Origin of the sequence: Hoskinsella mucinilytica (genome assembly GCF_045223415.1) — a bacterium.
GTDB lineage: Bacteria > Bacillota_I > Bacilli_A > Erysipelotrichales > Erysipelotrichaceae > Hoskinsella > Hoskinsella mucinilytica.
On record NZ_JBEQZJ010000026.1, the window covers coordinates 1 to 19623 of the forward strand.

Genomic DNA, 19623 nt, shown 5'->3' on the forward strand with positions numbered 1-19623 from the left:
TTCAATGTTATACTCTCTCATTTCTTCATCTCTTAAATGAATATCCATGATGATACGTTTGTTGCCTTCATGTTTAGGTATCATTTCCGGATTACATACTTCTGTTCTTTTTGGCATAATGTTCGTTGTTAAACCAATCACCGTATGTCGCAAAAAGATAGAATCCTCATCCATGCCGATGAAAAAATGCTTAAATAATACATCATTTTGAAAACTTACTTTTTGTTGCTTTGATTCTTCAATTTTTTTCAATGATTTCACCTCGTATCTTTCTAGGCTCGCTATATAGAAATGGCCCTTACCTATCTACATACGTAAAACAGAGGTGAAAATCCTAAATTTTATTCAAATCTTTTTAAAAATTGGAAATTCTTCTTTATCTGCATTCAATTAAAGGATTTAAATATCCATTATCTGTTACCAATGCAAAAGAAAAAGGATAACAGTTTTGCTATCCTCTATTGATTAAAATGCATGATAGGTATCTTTTTCTTGATCAAGTTTATAAACCTTAGTGCCACCGACAAAATCATGAATCATTCTACGATTCGGATTTGTCCAAGTAACAACTATGGATAATAGTGTCATAAAATAACAAATATAAGAGATATAGGAAGGATAATCAATTCCTATTGTTAAAACGATTAGCTGAATGACATAAGTTGTTGTGAATGCTGCACCTTCTAAAAAGGTCATAGCAAAGACATTTCTTAAGAACAATGCTTTCAAAGTAACATCAGAACCATCCTTCATCACGATTTTATATCCAAGCAAACGTTTAGCTGGTGTTTGCCCTGGCCAAATTTTATAAGGAATCCATACATAATAAATAATGTACATTGCGAATACAAGAGCAGTAATGATATATACCCACATCAAAGGCAAACCAGCCAATACTTGCGTTGTATTTGTAGATCCTGTCAATCTGGATTGTATAAATACCAAAGGAATGACAGCTAAAACATTAGCTAAGAAAAAGTCAAATAAATATCCTAAGAAACGTCTGATATTAGCAACTGGTGGATAATTTTTTTCTGATTTTTCATCCTCTTCCTTTTTCATCATTGCAACAGTCATACGATCAATAAAGCTCATTTTAGGTTCTTGATAACTGTGATTTTTCTTGGTGTTTTGTGCTTTCTTTGTATTTGTCATCATCATTTCTCCTTACTCAACAATACGGTTGATAAAATCATTATAATCCTTACTTTCCAATAGGGTCGCAAAACGATTGGCATCACTGACAGCATTGCTTAACCAGTCAAAAAACATTTTCAACATATAGCGATCTTCTTCATTAATTGCAAGTAGAATCACCAGTTTCACATCAAATGCACCCCATGCAATCGGTTTTTTTAGAATTGCTACAGATATGTTGGATTTGATACTCAATACATCAAAACTATGTGGAACCGCAAAAGAATAGGTGAACGATGTTGCGGACATTGTTTCTCTTTTTAATACGGATTCCTTGAAGTTTTCCGGCGTATAGCCGGCAGTATATAAGCGATCACACATAAAATTGATGACATCCTCACTATTGGATACTTCTAAGTCTGTATAAAAGAATTCCGGTTCAATCATTCCTTTGATACCCTCTTGAAATTCCTTTTGAAAACGTTTCTTATCTAATAGATTCAATGCCTGAAAGATACGACTTTCATCCTCTAAGTTGACAAACAATGATATTTGAATGGTTGTAATATCTAGATCATGTTTCAGAGGTAGTGTGGTTAAAATCAAATCCGGTTTGATGCGTTGAATCGTTTTTTCTTCAAAGAAATTCAGACATTCCACAATACCCATTCGTTCTCCAAAACGATTTTCCACTTTTCTTACACACATATTACTTAATGCCTGATCATGTGGATAAATCATAACAACACGATATTTTCCAGATAGATTTGCTCGTTCAAAAGCAGAACCTAAGTGCAAAGATAAAAATCCAATTTCATTTTCATTGATTTCTTCTCCTAGTTGTTCTTCTAGATACCGTGCAACACGAATACCCATTTCAAACACCAAAGGGTATTTACGCTTGATTTCTTGTAAATAAACATTAGAAACTTCAACATGTTTCATTTGACGTTCCATCAATGATTGCATATGCATCTTTAAACCGATTTTTAAATCCGAGTCCTGACAGAAATCAATATCGAAATCGCTATGAATAACATCTAGCATACCTTCAACTACTTCATCACTGGATAAAGAATGATGCGTCATTGCGACCAAATCTTTGGTATAGCTTGTTCCTTTTTTTCCCATCAATAATAATGCCAACAAAGCAACTTCGTCTTCTACAATTTCAATACGAATTTTTTTGGCAACATTACAGAAAAATTCTTCGGCGATCTTATATTCCTGACTTTGTTTCAGTTCTTCATTTTTACGATCTGTTTGTATGTAGTTTCTGCGTATGATACGTTCAATTGCGATTCCTACATGGATCATCAACATAGGAAATGCCATTTCTCTAACGTGATAGTTATGCTTATCAAAGGTGGATTCCAATATATCCTTCACCAATAATAAGTCAAAATCCTTATATAAGGCAGCCAAATTATTTAGATTCAAGAAATTACCTTGCGTTTCAGCAGCCAGTAAATCTTTATATAACTTTCGCTTACTTTCCTCAGCTCCCTCAAGATGGATATAATTCTTGCTTCTTACCAACTTCAATTCCGGATAAGGTTCAATCATTTTCTTGATACGCTTTATGTCATTATCAATGGAATATTCACTTACAAATACTTTGTCCTGTAAAGATAACAAATTCAATTCATTCTTTTCAAATAACAACTCTTGTATGATATAAACACAACGCTCTTGTGGTGTTTGTGGTATTGGTTCAGCTAATTCAATATCAAGCGTACGAAAGATTTCAGGATTTAGATGATACCCATAACGCAAATTGCTCTCAATCAATTCCTCATTATAATAACGATTGATTGCGTCCATATCACTTCGTATGGTACGATCACTTACATTCAATAGCTTACTAAGTTCTTTACCTGTGATCCATTCGTTTGCGTCGTTCATCATAGCAATAATTCTTTCCTGCCGTTTGTTCAATGCCATTTTCTACACGCCCTTTCTAATATTATTATAAATCAAACTTTCTTAGATGTTCCCAACAGTTTTTCCTAACACCTAGGAAATTTCCTTAGTAAGAATTTCCTAGGACTAGGAAGATGTTTTCGCATCGTTTTTTCTCTACTTAGATATAATGATGAATGATTTCAATTGAAGGGAGAATGACATGAAGAATAAAAAATTGAGATTTATCTTATGCTTAGGGGGCGTATTACTGAGTTCTCTTTTACAGACCTATGTCATTAAGGCATTTATTCAGCCTAGTAATTTATTAAGTAGTGGTTTTACCGGTGTTGCAATACTGATCGATAAAATTGCCGGCTTATATGGGCAAAACATTTCAACATCCATATGTATTTTGGTTTTGAATATTCCGGTTGCATTGGCCTGTTACAAGAGCATTTCAAAAAAATTCACATTCTTATCAACGATTCAATTTATCACAACTTCTTTATTGTTGAAGGTCCTTACCTTTCCGGCACTGTTTGATGATGTGGTATTAAATGTTGTATTTGGTGGTTTTTTATATGGAATCAGTGTAGTGTTGGCGTTAAAATCTAGCGCCAGTACAGGTGGAACTGACTTTATCGCATTGTATGTATCTAATAAGATCGGACGTTCCATATGGGAACAGGTATTTGTATTTAATGCGATCATTCTTTGTATTTTCGGTTATATGTTTGGTTGGATCTATGCGGGATATTCCATCGTCTTCCAGTTTATTTCTACCAAGACGATTTCTACCTTTCATCATCGTTATGAACGAGTTACCTTACAGATTACAACTGATGACCCTGAAAATGTCATCGATGGCTATGTAGATAACTTTCGTCATGGTATCTCTTGTGTACAAGGTTATGGTGGATTTAGTAAGAAAAAGTTATATCTGTTGCATACCGTGGTTTCTTCTTATGAGATCACAGATGCTGTTCATATCATTCAAGAGGTAGATCCTCACGCTATCATCAATGTATTAAGGACAGAACAATTTTTCGGTGGTTTCTATCAACGCCCAATTGATTAAAACGGTAACTAACCGTTTTTTTCTTGCATAATTTCAGAAAAAAAGATATCCTATCAATATAGAAAGTGAGGCAAATAAAATGAAGCATCTTTTGATTACAGGAGGAACGGTATTTGTCAGTCGTTTTGTAGCACAGTATTTTGTTAAGAAGGGATATGAAGTTACGGTTTTAAATCGAAATTCCAGACCACAAGTAGAAGGTGTACATTTGATTTGTGCTGACAGAAACCATTTACAAGATGAACTTAAGTGTCAAAATTTTGATGCAGTAATTGATGTTTGTGCCTATCATTCTCTTGATATCGAACACTTATTACAAGCATTACCTAAGGTACAAGACTATGTATTTATCAGTTCTTCGGCAGTCTATCCCGAAACCAATCCACAACCTTTTTCAGAGGATCAAAAGATTGGTCCAAATAGTATTTGGAAAGACTATGGAACAAATAAAGCGGATGCTGAGAAATATCTTTTAACTAAGGTTCCACAGGCTTATATTCTACGACCGCCTTATTTATATGGACCTATGCAAAATCTTTATAGAGAGCCTTTTGTCTTTGAATGCGCATTGAAAAACAGACCTTTTTATTTACCGAAAAACGGTAATATGAAGCTACAATTTTTTCATGTAGAGGATTTATGTAGGATGATTGAGTTATTAATTACCAAACACCCAAAGCATCATATTTATAATGTTGGAAATGAATCAACCGTGGATGTAAAAACATTTGTAGAGCTTTGTTATCAAGTTGCACAAGCAAAGCTTCAAATGATACCTGTCACACAACATGAAAATCAAAGAGATTACTTTAGTTTCCACGATTATGAATATGAATTAGATGTGACCAGACAGAAAGAACTCTTATGTGATACAAAAGATCTTGTCATAGGTCTAAAAGAGTCCTTTGATTGGTATTGTGCTCATCCACAAGATCATGTCAGAAAAGATTATATCGAATTCATTGATAAACATTTTACCTCATAATGTAAAAAATCATGTTTCCCTAACACAAGGGATGACATGATTTTTTTAAAGCATTTAGTTGAAGCCTATAGGAAACTAAAAATATATTTAGTACACGTAAAGTTACTTTAGGTTCAACTATTTCTCAATATTTAAATGATTACTAATGAATGTTTGTGGTTTTAATGATGATTCATTTATTTTTGGTCTTATAAAGCTTATACCACGATCTACGCTTGAAAATGTCAAAGATACGGCTATAAAAAAATCTCATTTGAAAAGAATACGAATTCATAATTCAGACATTACCATGCTTCTAATCTTATTTCAAGTGGTGTTAATATTGTAGCAGTTAGGAAACGATTAGGTCATAGTGATGTTAATATCACACTTAAAGTTTATACTCATTTGATTAAAGATAGTGAAGATTATTTGATTGATTATGTGAATAAATCTTCTCAACATATAAAAAAGTCCTTTATTTAAGGACTTATTTGTTATTTGGTGGAGCTTATCGGGATCGAACCGATGACCCCCTGCGTGCAAGGCAGGTGCTCTCCCAGCTGAGCTAAAACCCCATGTATATTTAAATTCGATGGTGGGCCTGAATGGACTTGAACCAACGACCTCACCCTTATCAGGGGTGCGCTCTAACCACCTGAGCTACAGGCCCGTTTCCATCGAATGCCCTATTATAATACCATGGAGGTTTATATCTGTCAACAAGAAATTTAAATTTTTTTTATTTTTTTTGCATTTCTTTTTTCACCCTATATTTGCTAACTTTTTCGATGATAAACGATCAGAAAATGTCATACGTTTAAGCTAACATTTGGAAGTATTCTAAGACACTTTCATACAAGCATTGAGCAACCTTTTGTTGATACTCTTCTGTTTTCAATTTTTCCCGATCTTCTTCATTTGATAAAAAACCACACTCCACCAAAGCACCGATTTTATTTGTATTATTTAATATATAATAATCTCCCGTTTTGCTTGTCATCTTGGTACCTGTCAATTTCTTAAAATTTTTCTGTACGATATCCGCAAATACTCTGCTAACTTCATTGTCTTTTTTATAAAATGCTTGTGCTCCTTTTACAGATGGGTTAGGATAAGCATTCAAGTGAATGCTCAAAAATAGATCTGTTTGATCCTGATTGATCATTTCCACTCTTTTCTTCATATCCTCTTTTTTTCGATTCGTTGCCTGTTCACTCGCTAAGTCATAAGCACCATCTCTTGTCATAGTGACACTGGCACCATCTTTACTCAATAATAGTTTCAACTTTTCCGCAATCTTTAAATTTATTTCCTGTTCTTTTGCATCATTGGTTCTTGCGCCATCATCTTTTCCACCATGTCCAGGGTCCAATACGACACTAACACCACTCAATGCCTTATAATCTCTTAAAGCATTGATATGTTGTATATGGGATAGCATAAAAGTGGATGCACAAACGGTTGCGACCAATGCCACGATCATTACATAAGTTTTTCTCCTCATATCACTCACCAATTCCAGTATATGTTAGGGAAAAAAATTAATAACTAAAAAAAGAAGTCCGAAGACTTCCTAAAACCGTGATAAGATATCTTGATTCATTCTAGAAACAATAGCACTTGCGAGTTGTACGCTATGTTCAAAATCCTCTAATGTCGTAAAACCATGATGAGAATGAATATAGCGTACAGGTACTCCGATTACGATCGTTGGTATTCCATTATGAGAAACATGAAGCATAGCACCATTGGTACCTCCACCGCTTCTTACACTTTCTTGATATGGGATATTCAATTCTTTCGCAAGATCTAGGGCATAGCGTTGAAATCTTGGATTGGTAATCATACTGCGATCGAAATGGCGAAGCATTCCTCCTTTACGAAGTGCAGTCTGAATCATCCATTCCTCTTGAAAAGTATCATCTGCAGGGCAACCTTCAAAACAAATCGCAATATCCGCAGAAATGGTTTTAGTGACCAAATTCATTCCACGCTCTCCTACCTCTTCCTGTGAAGAAAGGGTACCAATGATATTCATTTCATTACTAAAGGCTCTAGCTAAGGTTTCGATAACAGCTGCACAACCTATACGGCAGTCGAATGCTTTACCAAGGAATAGATCTTTTTCTTCGTCATATTCACAAATTACATCCGGGACAACAGGTGCACCTATTCCAATATGAAAACGCTCTATCACCTCTTGCTTACTGGATGCTCCTACGTCTATCACCATTTCCTGTGAGGAAAGAGCTTCGGGATGTTCTCGATCCTTCATAAAATGCGGTGGTTTTGCGGCTATGATACCACTCACATAAGTACCATCCATGGTCTTAATGCGTACCTTAGATGCAGGCATGGTATCTGGTACCCAACCTCCTAATGGCAAAAAAGTCATGGTTCCATTAGGTTTGATCGCTTGAATGATGAAGCCGACTTCATCACTATGGGCATCAATCAAAATATATGGTTTCCCCTGTTTTTCTATCTTTTCTTTCAAATATACGTTTCTTAAATGATCTTCATGAAAGGTGAATTGACTTGGACAGTATTCCTGAGCCAGGGAAACTACCTCATCTTCAAAACCACTTACACCATTTGCATTTGAAAATCGCTGAATCATTTGTATCATTTCTTGTTTTGTGTGCATACGATTAACTCCTCTTTGTATTGTTCCTTTGTCATGATATAAAGTTTACTTTGTTGCTTTTGTCCATTCTGAGTAGAGAAATCTACATCCTTCAAATAATGAAACCCTAGTTTTTCGATGACTCTTTGTGATTGATGATTGAAAAGAAAATGACCACAGCATAAGAAATCATAATTTAATTCCTCAAAACAATAACGAATCACTTCACGTACTGCTTCTGGCATGATTCCTTTCCCCCATGCACCTCGATGTAAAGCATAGCCTATTTCTCTTCCCTTTTTCAATTCATAATGATCATCTATATTCACATGAATGGGTTCCAACCCAATAGAACCGATCACTTTTCCCGTTTGTTTCCATACAACAGCAAACGTCTTCTTTTCTCGAATAAATAAATCTAGAATTTTTTGAGAATCCTCGATACAAGTATGGCGATTCCATCCGGCCATATGACCGATTTCTTCCATTGATGCATATTCATAAAAATCCTGTAGATCCTCTTTATGCCATTCTCTTATCCTTAATCTCGGCGTTGTCAAACAAACACCTGTAACATCTATTTCTGCATTCATCCTCTTTTTCTCTCCTCATGGTTCATTTCTATTATAAACGTTTATCAATCAAACACAAGAGAGAACGTCTGTTTTGTATTTATAAACAAACATTCAAAATCTTGTGAGAGAGCAGAAAAAGTTGTACCATAAAGAAAAGGGAGGAAATCGTCTATGATCAAAAAACATATGGATAAAGTCACCTATACCTTCACAGGTAGTATGTTGTTGATTTTTGGTATCCTATTGATATGGAAAAAAGCAACAATCTTAGCCTTTTTCTTATGGATGATAGGTGTCATCGCTTTATTACAAGGGCTTTCCTTGTTCATAAAAAAATGGTTACAGCATAACTTTCATAATGCGGATACCCTCCGTATCTTATGTGATGGGATCCTTGCATTTTTATGCATCTTAACACCAAAACTTCCTATGAGCATCTTTACCCTGTTATTTGCCGGTTATTTGGCTATCAATGGCATGGCCAAAGGAATCAATGCCTATCTCTCTTGGAAAAACCATGCAAACGGTGTTTTCATAGACAGCGTTGCCTCAATTTTTTATCTAATATTCGCAATCGTATTATCACTATCTCCTTATATGAAGGTAGAGGATGTGTTAATATGGATAGGAATTTATTGTATTGCACTTGGCCTTACCTATATACGTGATATCCTTTCGATTGATCATAAATATGCATTAAAACGAAAGATTCGTATCACGCTTCCTATTTGGATGTGTGCATTGATACCTAAAAGAATGATCAATCAATTGAATCATTATCTTCAAGATAATGGAGAAAAAGCATCTCTTTATGATCAAAAAGAAGAAGGAAATTGTGATATGATGATTTACATTCATGCCACAGAAAAAGGATTTGGTATGATCGGACATATTGATTTCAGTATGGATCATAAGGTATACTCATATGGGAACTATGACCATGAAAGTGTATTTATGATGGAAGCTTTAGGTGATGGTGTACTGTTTATCGCCGATGAAGATCCTTACTTACCATTTTGTATCCAACATGAAGAAAATACCATTTTTGCATTCGGATTACGTTTGAATGAGGAACAAAAACAAAAGGTCCACGAAGAGCTTGCGACATTATTTACCAATACCATTCCTTGGAAACCAAATATTGTAAAAGATCCATCCAAAGAGTATCCACAGTTCTCTAATCAACTTTATTTGGCAACTCATGCCGAATTTTATAAATTTCAACAGGGATGTTTTAAAACCTATTTTGTATTAGGAAATAACTGTGTACGCTTCGTTGATCGAATCTTAGGAAGTCTTGGAAGTGATATCTTGAATATGAGAGGATTCGTTACTCCAGGCACTTATCTTGATTATTTACAACGAGTTTATACAAAGCCACATAGTTTTGTCATATCACAGGCGATTTATCCCTGCGTAAAGAAAAAGAAGAAAGGATACAAACGACATGTTACTACTTAGTATTCTATTGATCATTGTTGTGATCATCTTATGCATCTGTATAGGAATCGGTTTATATTTTTATCATCGAGCCATTGATGCCAAGACAGAAAAGCCCTTTATATCTATCAATCCTCATAAGACATTGACGGAAGACGATCAATGGTATTTACAAAATAAAAATGTGAAACACTTGGAAATGAATACCGAGGATCATATCAAACTACATGCGAGCGAAATACGTAACAAAGGTAATCGCTGGGTCATTATCGTACATGGTTATATGGGTAGACTGGAAGATATGATACCTCAGGCACATCAATTTTATGATCGAGGCTATCAGGTGTTATTACCTGACCTAAGGGGACATGGAAGAAGTGAAGGTTCTGTCATAGGCTTTGGTTATCTGGATCATTTAGATATTTTGGCTTGGTGTGACAAATTAAAACAAGAGGGCGCAGAACAAATTCTTCTTTATGGAGTCAGTATGGGCGCAAGTACCGTCATGATGTGTGCTGATGCCGTTTCTTATCCAATAGAAGCCATCATTGAAGATTGTGGGTTCTCTAATTTAAAAGATCAGCTTACGCATATCGTAAAACAAATGGTTCCCAAAGTACCAAGTAGCTTTTTGATTGGTTGCTTATCACTCGTAATGAAATGGAAAAGCGGATATCGGATCAAAGATGCAAACCCTAGCATTCACGTTCAACATAGTAAGGTTCCCATCTTATTTCTACATGGTGATAGAGACACCTTTATTTCCATTGATATGATGGAAGAACTTTACACATTATGCAACAACAAGAAGAGAAAAGTTATGATTCCCGGAGGAAGACATGCCAACAGTTGTAAGATCCGTCCTCAATTATATTGGGAGAGCATTGACTCATTTTTAGTTGACATCCGTCAAAATTTATAAAAAGGTTTGTTTGAAAGACAGACCTTTTTTTCTATCCTGTAGTTAAGAAAATGACAATTTATAAAAAATAAAGATAAAATGATCTCGGATACCTACAAAAGGTAAGACTTTTACTCACAAAATAAGTATGATATACTTATATAGCATGAAACATATATATTAAAAAAATAAAAATGTTGAATGATGTTTCATACTAAGCGGATGAGGTGACCTTTTTATGAAGATTTTGGTATGTAGTAAACAATATTCCAAAGAACTTGATACTCTTTTTCATAACGTTCCATTACCGGGTCATATTGAAATGAAGCTGGAGCATTGTTTTATGATCAGGAATGAACAAGCTTTCATTGAACAATGTTATGATATAGATGTTTTGGTAATGGATCTGACCTGTGATGGGGACACATTATTGCATGCGGCGATACAAGTACGACGTAAGAATAAAAAGCTTCGTATTTTATTGTGTTGTGATTCAGAGCGCTATGTAAAAGAAGGCTATAAAACAGGTGCTAATTTATATTTCACACTTCCAATCACACAGGATGCTTTCAATCGAGAATTTCATGAAATCATGTTTGATTACCTTGATTTCTGTGCTGGCTTTTTTCTTAGGGATGTTAGTCAGAAAAAGCTTTATTTCAAAGATATACTCTACATTGAAGCTGATCGTAAATATACGATTTTGCATTTCAATAACAAGCAAAACTTATGTTGCCATTATACAATGAAACGATGGGGTGAAATATTAAATCGATATTTTTTCTGTCAATCTCATCGATCTTATGTTGTTAATCTTCGTTATGTAAAGGACATCGATCCTAAAACGATCGTATTACATGATAACACGTATCTTCCATTAACCAATCGTTATAAAGAAATATTTCAAAACGAGTATAATAAATATGCTTTATATACCTTTGAAAAAGATAATTCATAGAAACAAAAAAGGATGCTGCCTTGTTTATAAAGACAGCATCCTTTGTTTGAGAAGATAGTGAATATTAACATAAACACAGGATTAAGAAAGCGATCCTGTTTTACTACATGTTAGCTTAACATCATCATTGACCGTTTCTACGGCAATTCCCAAAGCATAACGTTTTGCGACTACCTTACCGATTGCTGAGGCACCGCTTTTAGAAGCCGATTGGCTTATGATCTTCCAACTTGAGGCCGGACAAGTTGTAGTTACATATGCATTGGTACAAGTGGCACTAGAACCATTATAACTAAAAGTACCATGAATTGTAACAGACCAAAGGATCGTTGATCCATTTTTATAATTCACTGTTTTACTACCTGATTTCGTTGAGGTTGCTCTAGTCGCAATTCCCAAATCATTTTCCTCAATAATGATTTCTTTTGTAATACCATTTTCCAATTGTATTTCTTCTATTACTCGAGTAGATTCCTCAGCGGCTTTCGCATGAACACCAAAGCCAAACACCATCGTAACGACAAAAAAACCAATCATAAGTTTTTTCATTTTCTTATTCCTCCTGTATGGTAACTTCGATTTGATCGATATTTTGATTCAAACCTTTTCTATATTCAACATAGATATAAGCTACAGCAAGTAATGCTACTATCATAATGGATACAAACATACCGATGATGAATTTTTTATATGTAAATTTCTTTTTCAAATCAGTATATTCCATGCTCTCATAAAAAGAAGCTGCGATTTCCTCTGGTCTTCCAAAGTTATCCACATATGCATCATATGATTGTTCCTTACACTCATTCGAAAATGATGTCAGTTGTTTTTCCAAATTTTTTAAATACGCTTTTTCTTGTTTTCCTAAATTCTGAAATTCTTTTTTCACATCATTTAAATACTTTTTTTCATCATCCATCTACATTTGTCCCTTCCAAAAATTGATTGATCACATGAAATTTTTCAAGATACTCTGCATATAATTCTTTATAATGCTCTCGTCCTTGATCTTCCAAATGATAATACACTCTTGCTCTACCGTTATATATTTCTTCATAGCTTGATATGTAATGTTGTTCCATTAGTTGATATAAAATGGGATACATTACTCCAAGTTTGATATCAAAAAGTCCTCCGGTACATTCTTTGATCGTCGTACATATTTCATATCCATAACAATCTTTTCCATAAAGGGCTTTTAACGCAAGCAATTCAATTTTAAAGATTGAATTTTTTTTTGTCAACACCACCACCTCCTGTATGTATGATATGCATATCCCAATTCCTTGTCAATACTTTGAGTACAAAAACGAAAAAGAGACCCTGAAACAAACAAATAAAGCGTTACTTTTTCATTTCTTTCAAATATTATCATTCTTCTTTTGGTAAGAATTCTACAAGAATAGAGGTGCCCTTTGATCGATCTGAATTCAACCATTGCCATGTTTCATGTAATGTTATCGTTCCATTCGGCATTCGCATAGGCTTACTATGACATTCCCCTATCTTTAATTCTTTCTTTTGATTGATATGTTGATAGGTAAAATATAATGTATCATCTTCATTTCGATGACCGATCAGATATCCTTTTTTGATCTCTCCACCATAATATTCAGCCCAAATGATATCATCTTCTTCGTGATAATAAAATCTTGTGGTTGCGTCAACCTCTCCATTACTTGAATTTTCTTTTGCGATAAAGATACGACCATCCAAACTTCTTCTATCTACTACATCTTTTTGCATCTTTGCATATGTTAAGGTGATATTTGTATGGATGTTTAACGATTCTTCCTCTAGAAACGTATAACCAAGATCTTTGTATAGATCAACAAAAGAAAGTGGTACGTGCAATGATATCTTCGCATACTTATTCAGATGATCTTCTAATTGTTTGATTGCGTAATTTTCATACCCTTCCTTCTGAAAAAAAGGATGTACAAAGATGTTGGTAATCACATGATCTTTGATACAGGCACTTAATATGAGCTGCCCATGATCATATAAAACATATGCTTCTTGAAATGGAAGTGATGATATACCATCCATAATGATCTGTTTATCCACGTTAGGAACCAGTGCTCGTATACATTTTTCCTTCAAAGTTAAGACTTCTTCCATATCTTTTGGATTTGCTGATCGCCATAACATATGATGCTGTTTATGAATACGATGATGAAAGTATTGTTCCTGAAACAAGAGCAATTCTTCAATCTGTTCTACACTTAACTTCATACCTTTTGGCGCAACCACCCATTTACTTTCTATATCAGAAAAACGCTCTATTACTGCGATTACTTCACCGTGAAAGTATGTGATTGCCTCAGAAACACCAACTACATAAACATCTTGTTCCTCTTTATCCCCTACGATAAGATTTTCCACATAACCATAGTTTAGTGGATAGATCATATCAAATTTCGGATGTTTGCTTCCTAGTGGTCGATCAATGATAACATCGATTTCTTTGCCAATGATCAAATTATCACTTCCTTTGTTTTATTGTACTATATTTTTTCTCATCTTGCACTGTATTTATCGATCGTTGCCATAAGAAAAAGCTGTTTATGATCACATGCAATCGTAACTGCATATATCATAAAACAGCTTTATTTATGTAATAATCTTAGAACCATCTTTTCAGATAACATTGTTTTCGTTGAGATTTGTTCTATGCTCATACCTGTTGCACTTAGTCTTTTGATCATATCATCCATTTTTTCTGCGACTTCAATGATATGTTGATCCGGATCGTAGAAACGAATGACTTTTTGACCCCATTCTTGCTCTTGTAACGGATGAATCAATGTAATGGAGTGTTTCATCAATTTTTCTGCAAAGGCATCTATATCATCTGCTTCAAAATAAAGTTCCGCATCATTACTACCATAGGTAATATCCACTTCCTCTTTATGGATCATTGTTTTCCAGCTCTTTTTTGTTTGAAAAGAGATGCCTCCTTTTAATGTAAAATTAGCATTGAAATCTTGAATGACACGCAATCCTAATATTTCTTTATAAAAAGCCTTGGTTCTTTCCGCATCCTCTATCACAAACAAACTTCCACGATATGTGATCATAACATTCACCTTACCCTTCTCTTTCTATGATACCGTAAGGTGCTCTTTAAAAATTGTATGATTCAGACATTTTTGATCAATAAAGTCTAATTTTTGTTGCAAGGCTGATATTTCATTTTCGATCATTTTCTTTTGTTTATCAAATAAGGCTTTTTGTTGTTCATCCTCTTCGCTTGTTAAAAAGCTTTTGATATCCTTTAAAGACATTCCTGTTTCTTTCAATAAATCTATGGCAAGCAACGTTTGTTTATCTTTTTCTGTAAATCTGCGGATTCCTGATTCTCTTTTGATTTGATTCAGCAATCCTTCCTTTTCATAATAACGTATCGCAGATGGACTGATGTTCAGCATGCCTGCAATCTCTCCAATTGAGTAAAGCATCAAAAATCCCTCCTTTTGATTTACTTATTATTTTTTTTGCTTTTCTTGATAAGATAAAACCCCTTGATATAATCGTTCACACCCATCCATCAAGCGTGCTCTAGGACAGGCGAGGTTCATTCGAATGAAGCTTTTAGCATTAGGTCCATATTCTTCTCCACTTGTGATATATAAACCGGTATCCTTACGTATACTTTCTACTAAATCTTTTGCATGTGGCGTTATTTTCGCACAATCAAGCCACAATAGATAGGTTGCTTCACTTGATATTACATTTAATTGGGGTAATTTCGTTTTGATAAACATATACACTTGTTCTTTGTTTTCTTGTAAATAACATCGTAATTCATTGAGCCAAGCTTCCCCTTTCGTAAAAGCGGCAATGGTAGCACATACAGCAAAACTATTTGGCTCCGCAACCTCATCTGTATTGATGCCTCGTAAAACCTTGTGGCGTAATACATCATTTTCAACAATGATACAAGCAGCCTGCAACCCGGCCAAATTAAACGCTTTAGATGCAGAAACACAAGTAATCGCAATATCCTTACATACCATAGAAACATTCGCAAAAGGCACATAGGAATGTTGTGGTTCACATAAATCACAGTGAATTTCATCAGCAATCACGATGACATGATATCTTGCACAAAGCTCTGCGATCCTTTGTAGGGTTTCTTTGTCCCATCGTTTTCCGATAGGGTTATGTGGATTGCATAGTAGCATCAAGGTTGTTTGTGGATCTGATAGTTTTTGTTCTAAATCTTGGAAGTCTATTTCATAATGACCTTCCTTGATTACTAGATCATTTGATAGGACATGGCGACCATTGTTTAAAATAGAGTTGTAAAAGATTTGATATACAGGTGATTGAACTAATACATTTTCACCGACATTGGTAAGACTTCTTATCATAGATGAAATCGCAGGAACCACCCCTGTACAAAACATCATCCATTCCTTTTCAAATCTAATCTGATGATGTTTTTGCCACCAATCCTGTATTGCCTCATAAAACTTATCAGGTACGATTTGATAGCCAAATATGCCATGATCCACACGATGCTTCAAAGCCTCGATGATTTCCGGAGCTGTTTGAAAATCCATATCCGCTACCCACATCGGTAGTTCGTGTTCTTCTACATCCCATTTCAAGGAATCTTGGTTTCGACGATCTGTTAAAGTAGAGAAATCATACATCATGAACGATCCCCTAACATCAATTCTTTTTCTGCTCTTGGAAACAGTTTATCTGTGATGATCTTAGTGGCACTATGGTCAATGCTCTCATCATCTAGAATAAGCTCTTGAATGCGATTAGCACAAATACTTCCAGCCAAAGGATTCATCACACTTTCTATCTCGCCTTGTACATTTGCCTCTACTGTGGAATACTCAAATGCTTGTGTAGTATGAATCAAGGTACAATCAACCAATTTGACATTTTCCATATAACACATTCCCTGTAAGCTTTCTATTTTACAATTGATAAATGTAATATTTTTTGAATTCCATCCAAGATACTCACCTATGATGGTAGAATCATATACAGTGACATTTTCACAATTCCAAAATGCATCCTTGCTGATAAGGGTCGAATGATGTACTTCAATATCTTGCGCACCATCAAATGCATAATTTCCACTTAGTTTCACGTGATCTAGCTTCACATGAGTACTATTCATACCAAAGTAATCTCCTTTGGCATTGACGTTTTGAAGATTGATCGTATCACAATTCCAAAAGCTCTCTAATGCATTGGGCATGGAAACTTGCCTAAGGCTGATATCATGAGCCCTGCGGAAGGTCTTGGGAGCATCGATCACGCAGTCAAAAAGATCTATATTTCCGGTATACCAAATACCTGATCTTGCACTTTCTAATAAGGTAGAATGAGTCATTGAAATTTGGTTACAGTACCATAATGGATATTTCCATTGAAAGATACTATGATCAATTTGTATATCACGGCTTTCCTTTAAAGGGGATTCTCCATTCTCAAAAACACAGTCTGTAATTTGTATATGTTTACTTTGAAATAAAGCTCGCTCCCCACTTAACTTTTGTTGTTTGATTGTTGTCATCAACATACCTCCTTTTTCTTTCGTGTTAGCATCGTAACACTTAGAGCTAACTCTAAGTCAATGTTTTTTATCACGTTTTTTTTACATCTTTATTGTAATACCTGCCTTCCCTATCATCAAATACCTATAATAAATACAGTTCTATGCCCAGCAGGCATAAAAAAAGCACGAATACTTGTTCGTGATTTTTAGATGGTAAGTTCAATGATATCCTTTAATGCTATTCTTTGATCTACGACTTGTATATATTTTTGATACTCTATATCGATCTTAGATACCATACCATGTACTTCAATATAATTATCAATATCATAATAAACGACACGCACCATATCGCCTAACGCTATTCGATTTAAATTCTGATTCAATACTTCACAATCATCCTGCGATAATTGCTTTCTGGCAACAATCACACGTTCCTTTTGTTTTAAACAATCTCGAAACCCTTTCAAAGAGTCAAAAGGAAGAAATTGTTTTGCTCGCTCTGCTTTTTGTTCATTCTGCATTATGACCACCTACCAGTTTATTTCTTTGCCGTGTTGTCGCTTTATCCAACATATTCATTCCTTTTAATACAGCATTTTTCCCATATTTATGTTTGATTTCAATAAGTGCACTCTGTAGCTTTTTCTCTTTTTCCAAAGCTTCCATGTCCATAAACAAATCATATGATTCATAAAGGTCATCCACGACATCCCCAAAAGTGATGCCGACCCTTCGAATCAAATGATGAGGATTTGCTGTTTTTTGATAAACCTTTAAAAATTCTTTAACGAGAATCTGATAGGAATTCGTTTTCCATGGTAGTTTTGTATATCCTCCTGTACTTTTGATTTCATCATCTGCATAACCAATATAAAGCCCAATACGATCACACACCAGATGTTGTTCTACTAAATCCTGTACACTTAGCTCTACCATTTCTTTGATTACCAAAACAACATCCTCATACACATAATTTTCAAACAAAATCTGATGATTAGAGAATGAATTACTTTTGGATTTATATTGTTTGATATCCGATATTTTCGTAGGTTCTTTTCCCCAAGCATGATCGATCAAATATTCTGCATTGACTCCGAATTCTTTATAGAGTATACGTTCCTCTATTTGTGTAATGCCATACATATCGACAATACCATACTTCGCCAACCTTTTCGCAATTCCTCTGCCTACTTGCCAGAAATCTGTCAAAGGTTGATGATGCCATAATGTTTTTCGATATCGTTCCTTATTTAAAATTCCCATATGATTTTCCGTGTGCTTTGCGGTAATATCTAACGCAACTTTTGCTAAATACAGATTGGTTCCGATCCCTGCGGTTGCTGTGATTCCTGTGGTAACATAAATATCATCCATGATTCGTTTTGCCAATTCTTTTGCGCTCAACCCATAAAGCTTTTTATAATGAGTGATATCCAAAAATGCTTCGTCAATAGAATATACATGAATATCATCTTTAGAAACATACTTTAAATAGATCGCATAAATGTCTGCGGAATACTCCATATATAATTTCATTCTCGGTAATGCTGTTATAAATTCTATATGGTTTGGTATTTCAAACACTCTACAACGATTTCTAACACCTTGTTCTTTCATCTTAGGAGATACCGCCAAACAAATTGCTCCTTTTCCTCTAGATGGATCCGCAACTACAAGGTTTGTTTTAAAGGGATCAAGTCCTCGTGCCACACATTCTACTGAAGCATAAAAGGTTTTCAGATCAATACAAAGATATATATTCTCCATAGCATATCTCCTTACTTCTTTAGTATATACCTTAAAATATACAAAATCAACATAATTATGTATATTATGATTTACTTTTTCTGTAAAACCCTTTTCATCATCGTTATTTTCCGTTATAATGAAAATAGAGGTGAGCTTTTATGGAATTAAAGGATATCATAAAAGAATATAAAAACAGATACCATTTATCAAATAAAGAAATTGCAGAAAGATTTCATGTCACACATATCACAGTTGGACGTTGGTTGAGAGGTGAAGTCAAAACCATACAAGAAGAAACAGCCGAAAATATCAGCCGTGTTTTAGGTTATGATGTACAGGCTGTTTTACAAGGAACTGCAATCGATATGAAAAAACCGATCTTAGGGATGGCTAAGGCCGGTTATGATATGTTTTTGGAGGATAATTACCTTGGAGAAGAAAGTGTATCCTTAAGTGATTATCAATGTGGAGATTATTTTCTTAGAGTATCAGGAAATTCAATGATCCTTGCGGGAATCAAGGACGGTGGTCTTATCTATGTTAAACAATGTAATTGTGTGCATCCTGGAGATATCGCTGTCATTTCTATCAAAGATGAAGTAACCATCAAAGCATATTATCCAAATCAAGACGGTATCATGTTAAAAGCCGCAAATCCCGAGGTAGAGGATCGCTTGTTTACGAAAGAAGAGGTAAAGGAATTACCCGTTATGATCTTAGGCAAAGTTCTTTTCAGTAAAAACTTCATGTAGAATCA

21 protein-coding genes, 2 tRNA genes and 2 pseudogenes are annotated in these 19623 nt (G+C 34.6%); 7 read left to right on the forward strand and 18 right to left on the reverse strand.

The window, feature by feature from the left end:
* The 3 genes and pseudogenes from UGRO018_RS10535 to UGRO018_RS10545 all read right to left on the reverse strand — a co-directional run.
* Positions 1-252: pseudogene (locus UGRO018_RS10535) on the reverse strand (hypothetical protein); the annotation flags it as partial.
* 213 nt (positions 253-465) lie between these two features.
* Entirely contained in the window at positions 466-1155 is a 690-nt protein-coding gene (locus UGRO018_RS10540) for an RDD family protein (protein ID WP_416326445.1), read from the reverse strand.
* Positions 1156-1167: 12 nt separating this feature from the next.
* Positions 1168-3081 (reverse strand): BglG family transcription antiterminator, encoded by a 1914-nt coding sequence (locus UGRO018_RS10545; protein ID WP_416326446.1) that lies wholly within the window; start codon positions 3079-3081, stop codon positions 1168-1170.
* A gap of 181 nt (positions 3082-3262) precedes the next feature.
* Between UGRO018_RS10545 and UGRO018_RS10550 the strand changes: the two genes are divergently transcribed.
* The 3 genes and pseudogenes from UGRO018_RS10550 to UGRO018_RS10560 all read left to right on the forward strand — a co-directional run.
* Positions 3263-4120, forward strand: a complete 858-nt coding sequence (locus UGRO018_RS10550) for a YitT family protein (protein WP_416326447.1) — start codon at positions 3263-3265, stop codon at positions 4118-4120.
* 79 nt (positions 4121-4199) lie between these two features.
* A complete protein-coding gene (locus UGRO018_RS10555) occupies positions 4200-5105 on the forward strand; it encodes an NAD-dependent epimerase/dehydratase family protein (protein ID WP_416326448.1) in 906 nt (301 codons plus the stop codon).
* 288 nt (positions 5106-5393) lie between these two features.
* Positions 5394-5570 (forward strand): annotated as a pseudogene (locus UGRO018_RS10560) (hypothetical protein); the annotation flags it as partial.
* Positions 5571-5586: 16 nt separating this feature from the next.
* On the opposite strand, the gene UGRO018_RS10565 reads toward UGRO018_RS10560, so the two are convergent.
* The 5 genes from UGRO018_RS10565 to UGRO018_RS10585 all read right to left on the reverse strand — a co-directional run bounded on the left by UGRO018_RS10565 (position 5587) and on the right by UGRO018_RS10585 (position 8306).
* Positions 5587-5662 (reverse strand) — tRNA-Ala (locus UGRO018_RS10565).
* An 18-nt stretch (positions 5663-5680) separates the two neighbouring features.
* Positions 5681-5757: transfer RNA gene (locus UGRO018_RS10570), tRNA-Ile, on the reverse strand.
* A gap of 147 nt (positions 5758-5904) precedes the next feature.
* On the reverse strand, positions 5905-6591 hold the full coding sequence (locus UGRO018_RS10575) for an N-acetylmuramoyl-L-alanine amidase (RefSeq protein ID WP_416326449.1): 687 nt from the start codon (positions 6589-6591) through the stop codon (positions 5905-5907).
* Between the two features lie 69 nt (positions 6592-6660).
* Positions 6661-7734 carry a M42 family metallopeptidase gene (locus UGRO018_RS10580; RefSeq protein ID WP_416326450.1) on the reverse strand — a complete coding sequence of 358 codons (1074 nt, stop codon included), beginning with the start codon at positions 7732-7734 and terminating at the stop codon, positions 6661-6663.
* Positions 7713-8306, reverse strand: a complete 594-nt coding sequence (locus UGRO018_RS10585; protein ID WP_416326451.1) for a GNAT family N-acetyltransferase — start codon at positions 8304-8306, stop codon at positions 7713-7715. Before UGRO018_RS10585 ends, UGRO018_RS10580 begins: the two co-directional genes overlap by 22 nt.
* Positions 8307-8459: 153 nt before the next feature.
* On the opposite strand from UGRO018_RS10585, the gene UGRO018_RS10590 reads away from it, so the two are divergent.
* The 3 genes from UGRO018_RS10590 to UGRO018_RS10600 all read left to right on the forward strand — a co-directional run bounded on the left by UGRO018_RS10590 (position 8460) and on the right by UGRO018_RS10600 (position 11587).
* On the forward strand, positions 8460-9749 hold the full coding sequence (locus UGRO018_RS10590) for an HdeD family acid-resistance protein (protein ID WP_416326452.1): 1290 nt from the start codon (positions 8460-8462) through the stop codon (positions 9747-9749).
* A complete protein-coding gene (locus UGRO018_RS10595) occupies positions 9736-10650 on the forward strand; it encodes an alpha/beta hydrolase (protein WP_416326453.1) in 915 nt (304 codons plus the stop codon). Before UGRO018_RS10590 ends, UGRO018_RS10595 begins: the two co-directional genes overlap by 14 nt.
* A 217-nt stretch (positions 10651-10867) precedes the next feature.
* Positions 10868-11587, forward strand: coding sequence for a LytR/AlgR family response regulator transcription factor (locus tag UGRO018_RS10600; protein WP_416326454.1), 720 nt, complete (start codon positions 10868-10870; stop codon positions 11585-11587).
* A gap of 81 nt (positions 11588-11668) precedes the next feature.
* Here UGRO018_RS10600 and UGRO018_RS10605 read toward each other — a convergent pair whose 3' ends face one another.
* The 10 genes from UGRO018_RS10605 to UGRO018_RS10650 all read right to left on the reverse strand — a co-directional run bounded on the left by UGRO018_RS10605 (position 11669) and on the right by UGRO018_RS10650 (position 18884).
* On the reverse strand, positions 11669-12136 hold the full coding sequence (locus UGRO018_RS10605; protein ID WP_416326455.1) for a hypothetical protein: 468 nt from the start codon (positions 12134-12136) through the stop codon (positions 11669-11671).
* A gap of 4 nt (positions 12137-12140) precedes the next feature.
* Positions 12141-12506, reverse strand: a complete 366-nt coding sequence (locus UGRO018_RS10610) for a DUF6120 family protein (RefSeq protein WP_416326456.1) — start codon at positions 12504-12506, stop codon at positions 12141-12143.
* Positions 12499-12831, reverse strand: a complete 333-nt coding sequence (locus UGRO018_RS10615; protein ID WP_416326457.1) for a PadR family transcriptional regulator — start codon at positions 12829-12831, stop codon at positions 12499-12501. Before UGRO018_RS10615 ends, UGRO018_RS10610 begins: the two co-directional genes overlap by 8 nt.
* 127 nt (positions 12832-12958) lie before the next feature.
* A complete protein-coding gene (locus tag UGRO018_RS10620) occupies positions 12959-14068 on the reverse strand; it encodes a hypothetical protein (RefSeq protein ID WP_416326458.1) in 1110 nt (369 codons plus the stop codon).
* A gap of 128 nt (positions 14069-14196) precedes the next feature.
* Positions 14197-14667: a VOC family protein gene (locus UGRO018_RS10625; RefSeq protein ID WP_416326459.1), complete on the reverse strand. Its 471-nt coding sequence runs from the start codon at positions 14665-14667 to the stop codon at positions 14197-14199.
* 24 nt (positions 14668-14691) lie between these two features.
* On the reverse strand, positions 14692-15048 hold the full coding sequence (locus tag UGRO018_RS10630) for a MerR family transcriptional regulator (protein WP_416326460.1): 357 nt from the start codon (positions 15046-15048) through the stop codon (positions 14692-14694).
* A 27-nt stretch (positions 15049-15075) separates the two neighbouring features.
* On the reverse strand, positions 15076-16251 hold the full coding sequence (locus tag UGRO018_RS10635) for a MalY/PatB family protein (RefSeq protein WP_416326461.1): 1176 nt from the start codon (positions 16249-16251) through the stop codon (positions 15076-15078).
* On the reverse strand, positions 16248-17132 hold the full coding sequence (locus UGRO018_RS10640; RefSeq protein ID WP_416326462.1) for a DUF3737 family protein: 885 nt from the start codon (positions 17130-17132) through the stop codon (positions 16248-16250). The genes UGRO018_RS10635 and UGRO018_RS10640 overlap by 4 nt, the downstream gene beginning before the upstream one ends.
* A 188-nt stretch (positions 17133-17320) precedes the next feature.
* Positions 17321-17638, reverse strand: coding sequence for a hypothetical protein (locus UGRO018_RS10645; RefSeq protein ID WP_416326463.1), 318 nt, complete (start codon positions 17636-17638; stop codon positions 17321-17323).
* The gene (locus UGRO018_RS10650) at positions 17628-18884 is read right to left on the reverse strand and encodes a Y-family DNA polymerase (protein ID WP_416326464.1); all 1257 of its coding nucleotides are present in this window, start codon (positions 18882-18884) and stop codon (positions 17628-17630) included. The genes UGRO018_RS10645 and UGRO018_RS10650 overlap by 11 nt, the downstream gene beginning before the upstream one ends.
* 140 nt (positions 18885-19024) lie before the next feature.
* Here UGRO018_RS10650 and UGRO018_RS10655 point away from each other — a divergent pair, with 140 nt between their 5' ends.
* The gene (locus tag UGRO018_RS10655; RefSeq protein WP_416326465.1) at positions 19025-19618 is read left to right on the forward strand and encodes a LexA family protein; all 594 of its coding nucleotides are present in this window, start codon (positions 19025-19027) and stop codon (positions 19616-19618) included.
* Positions 19619-19623: the final 5 nt, after the last annotated feature.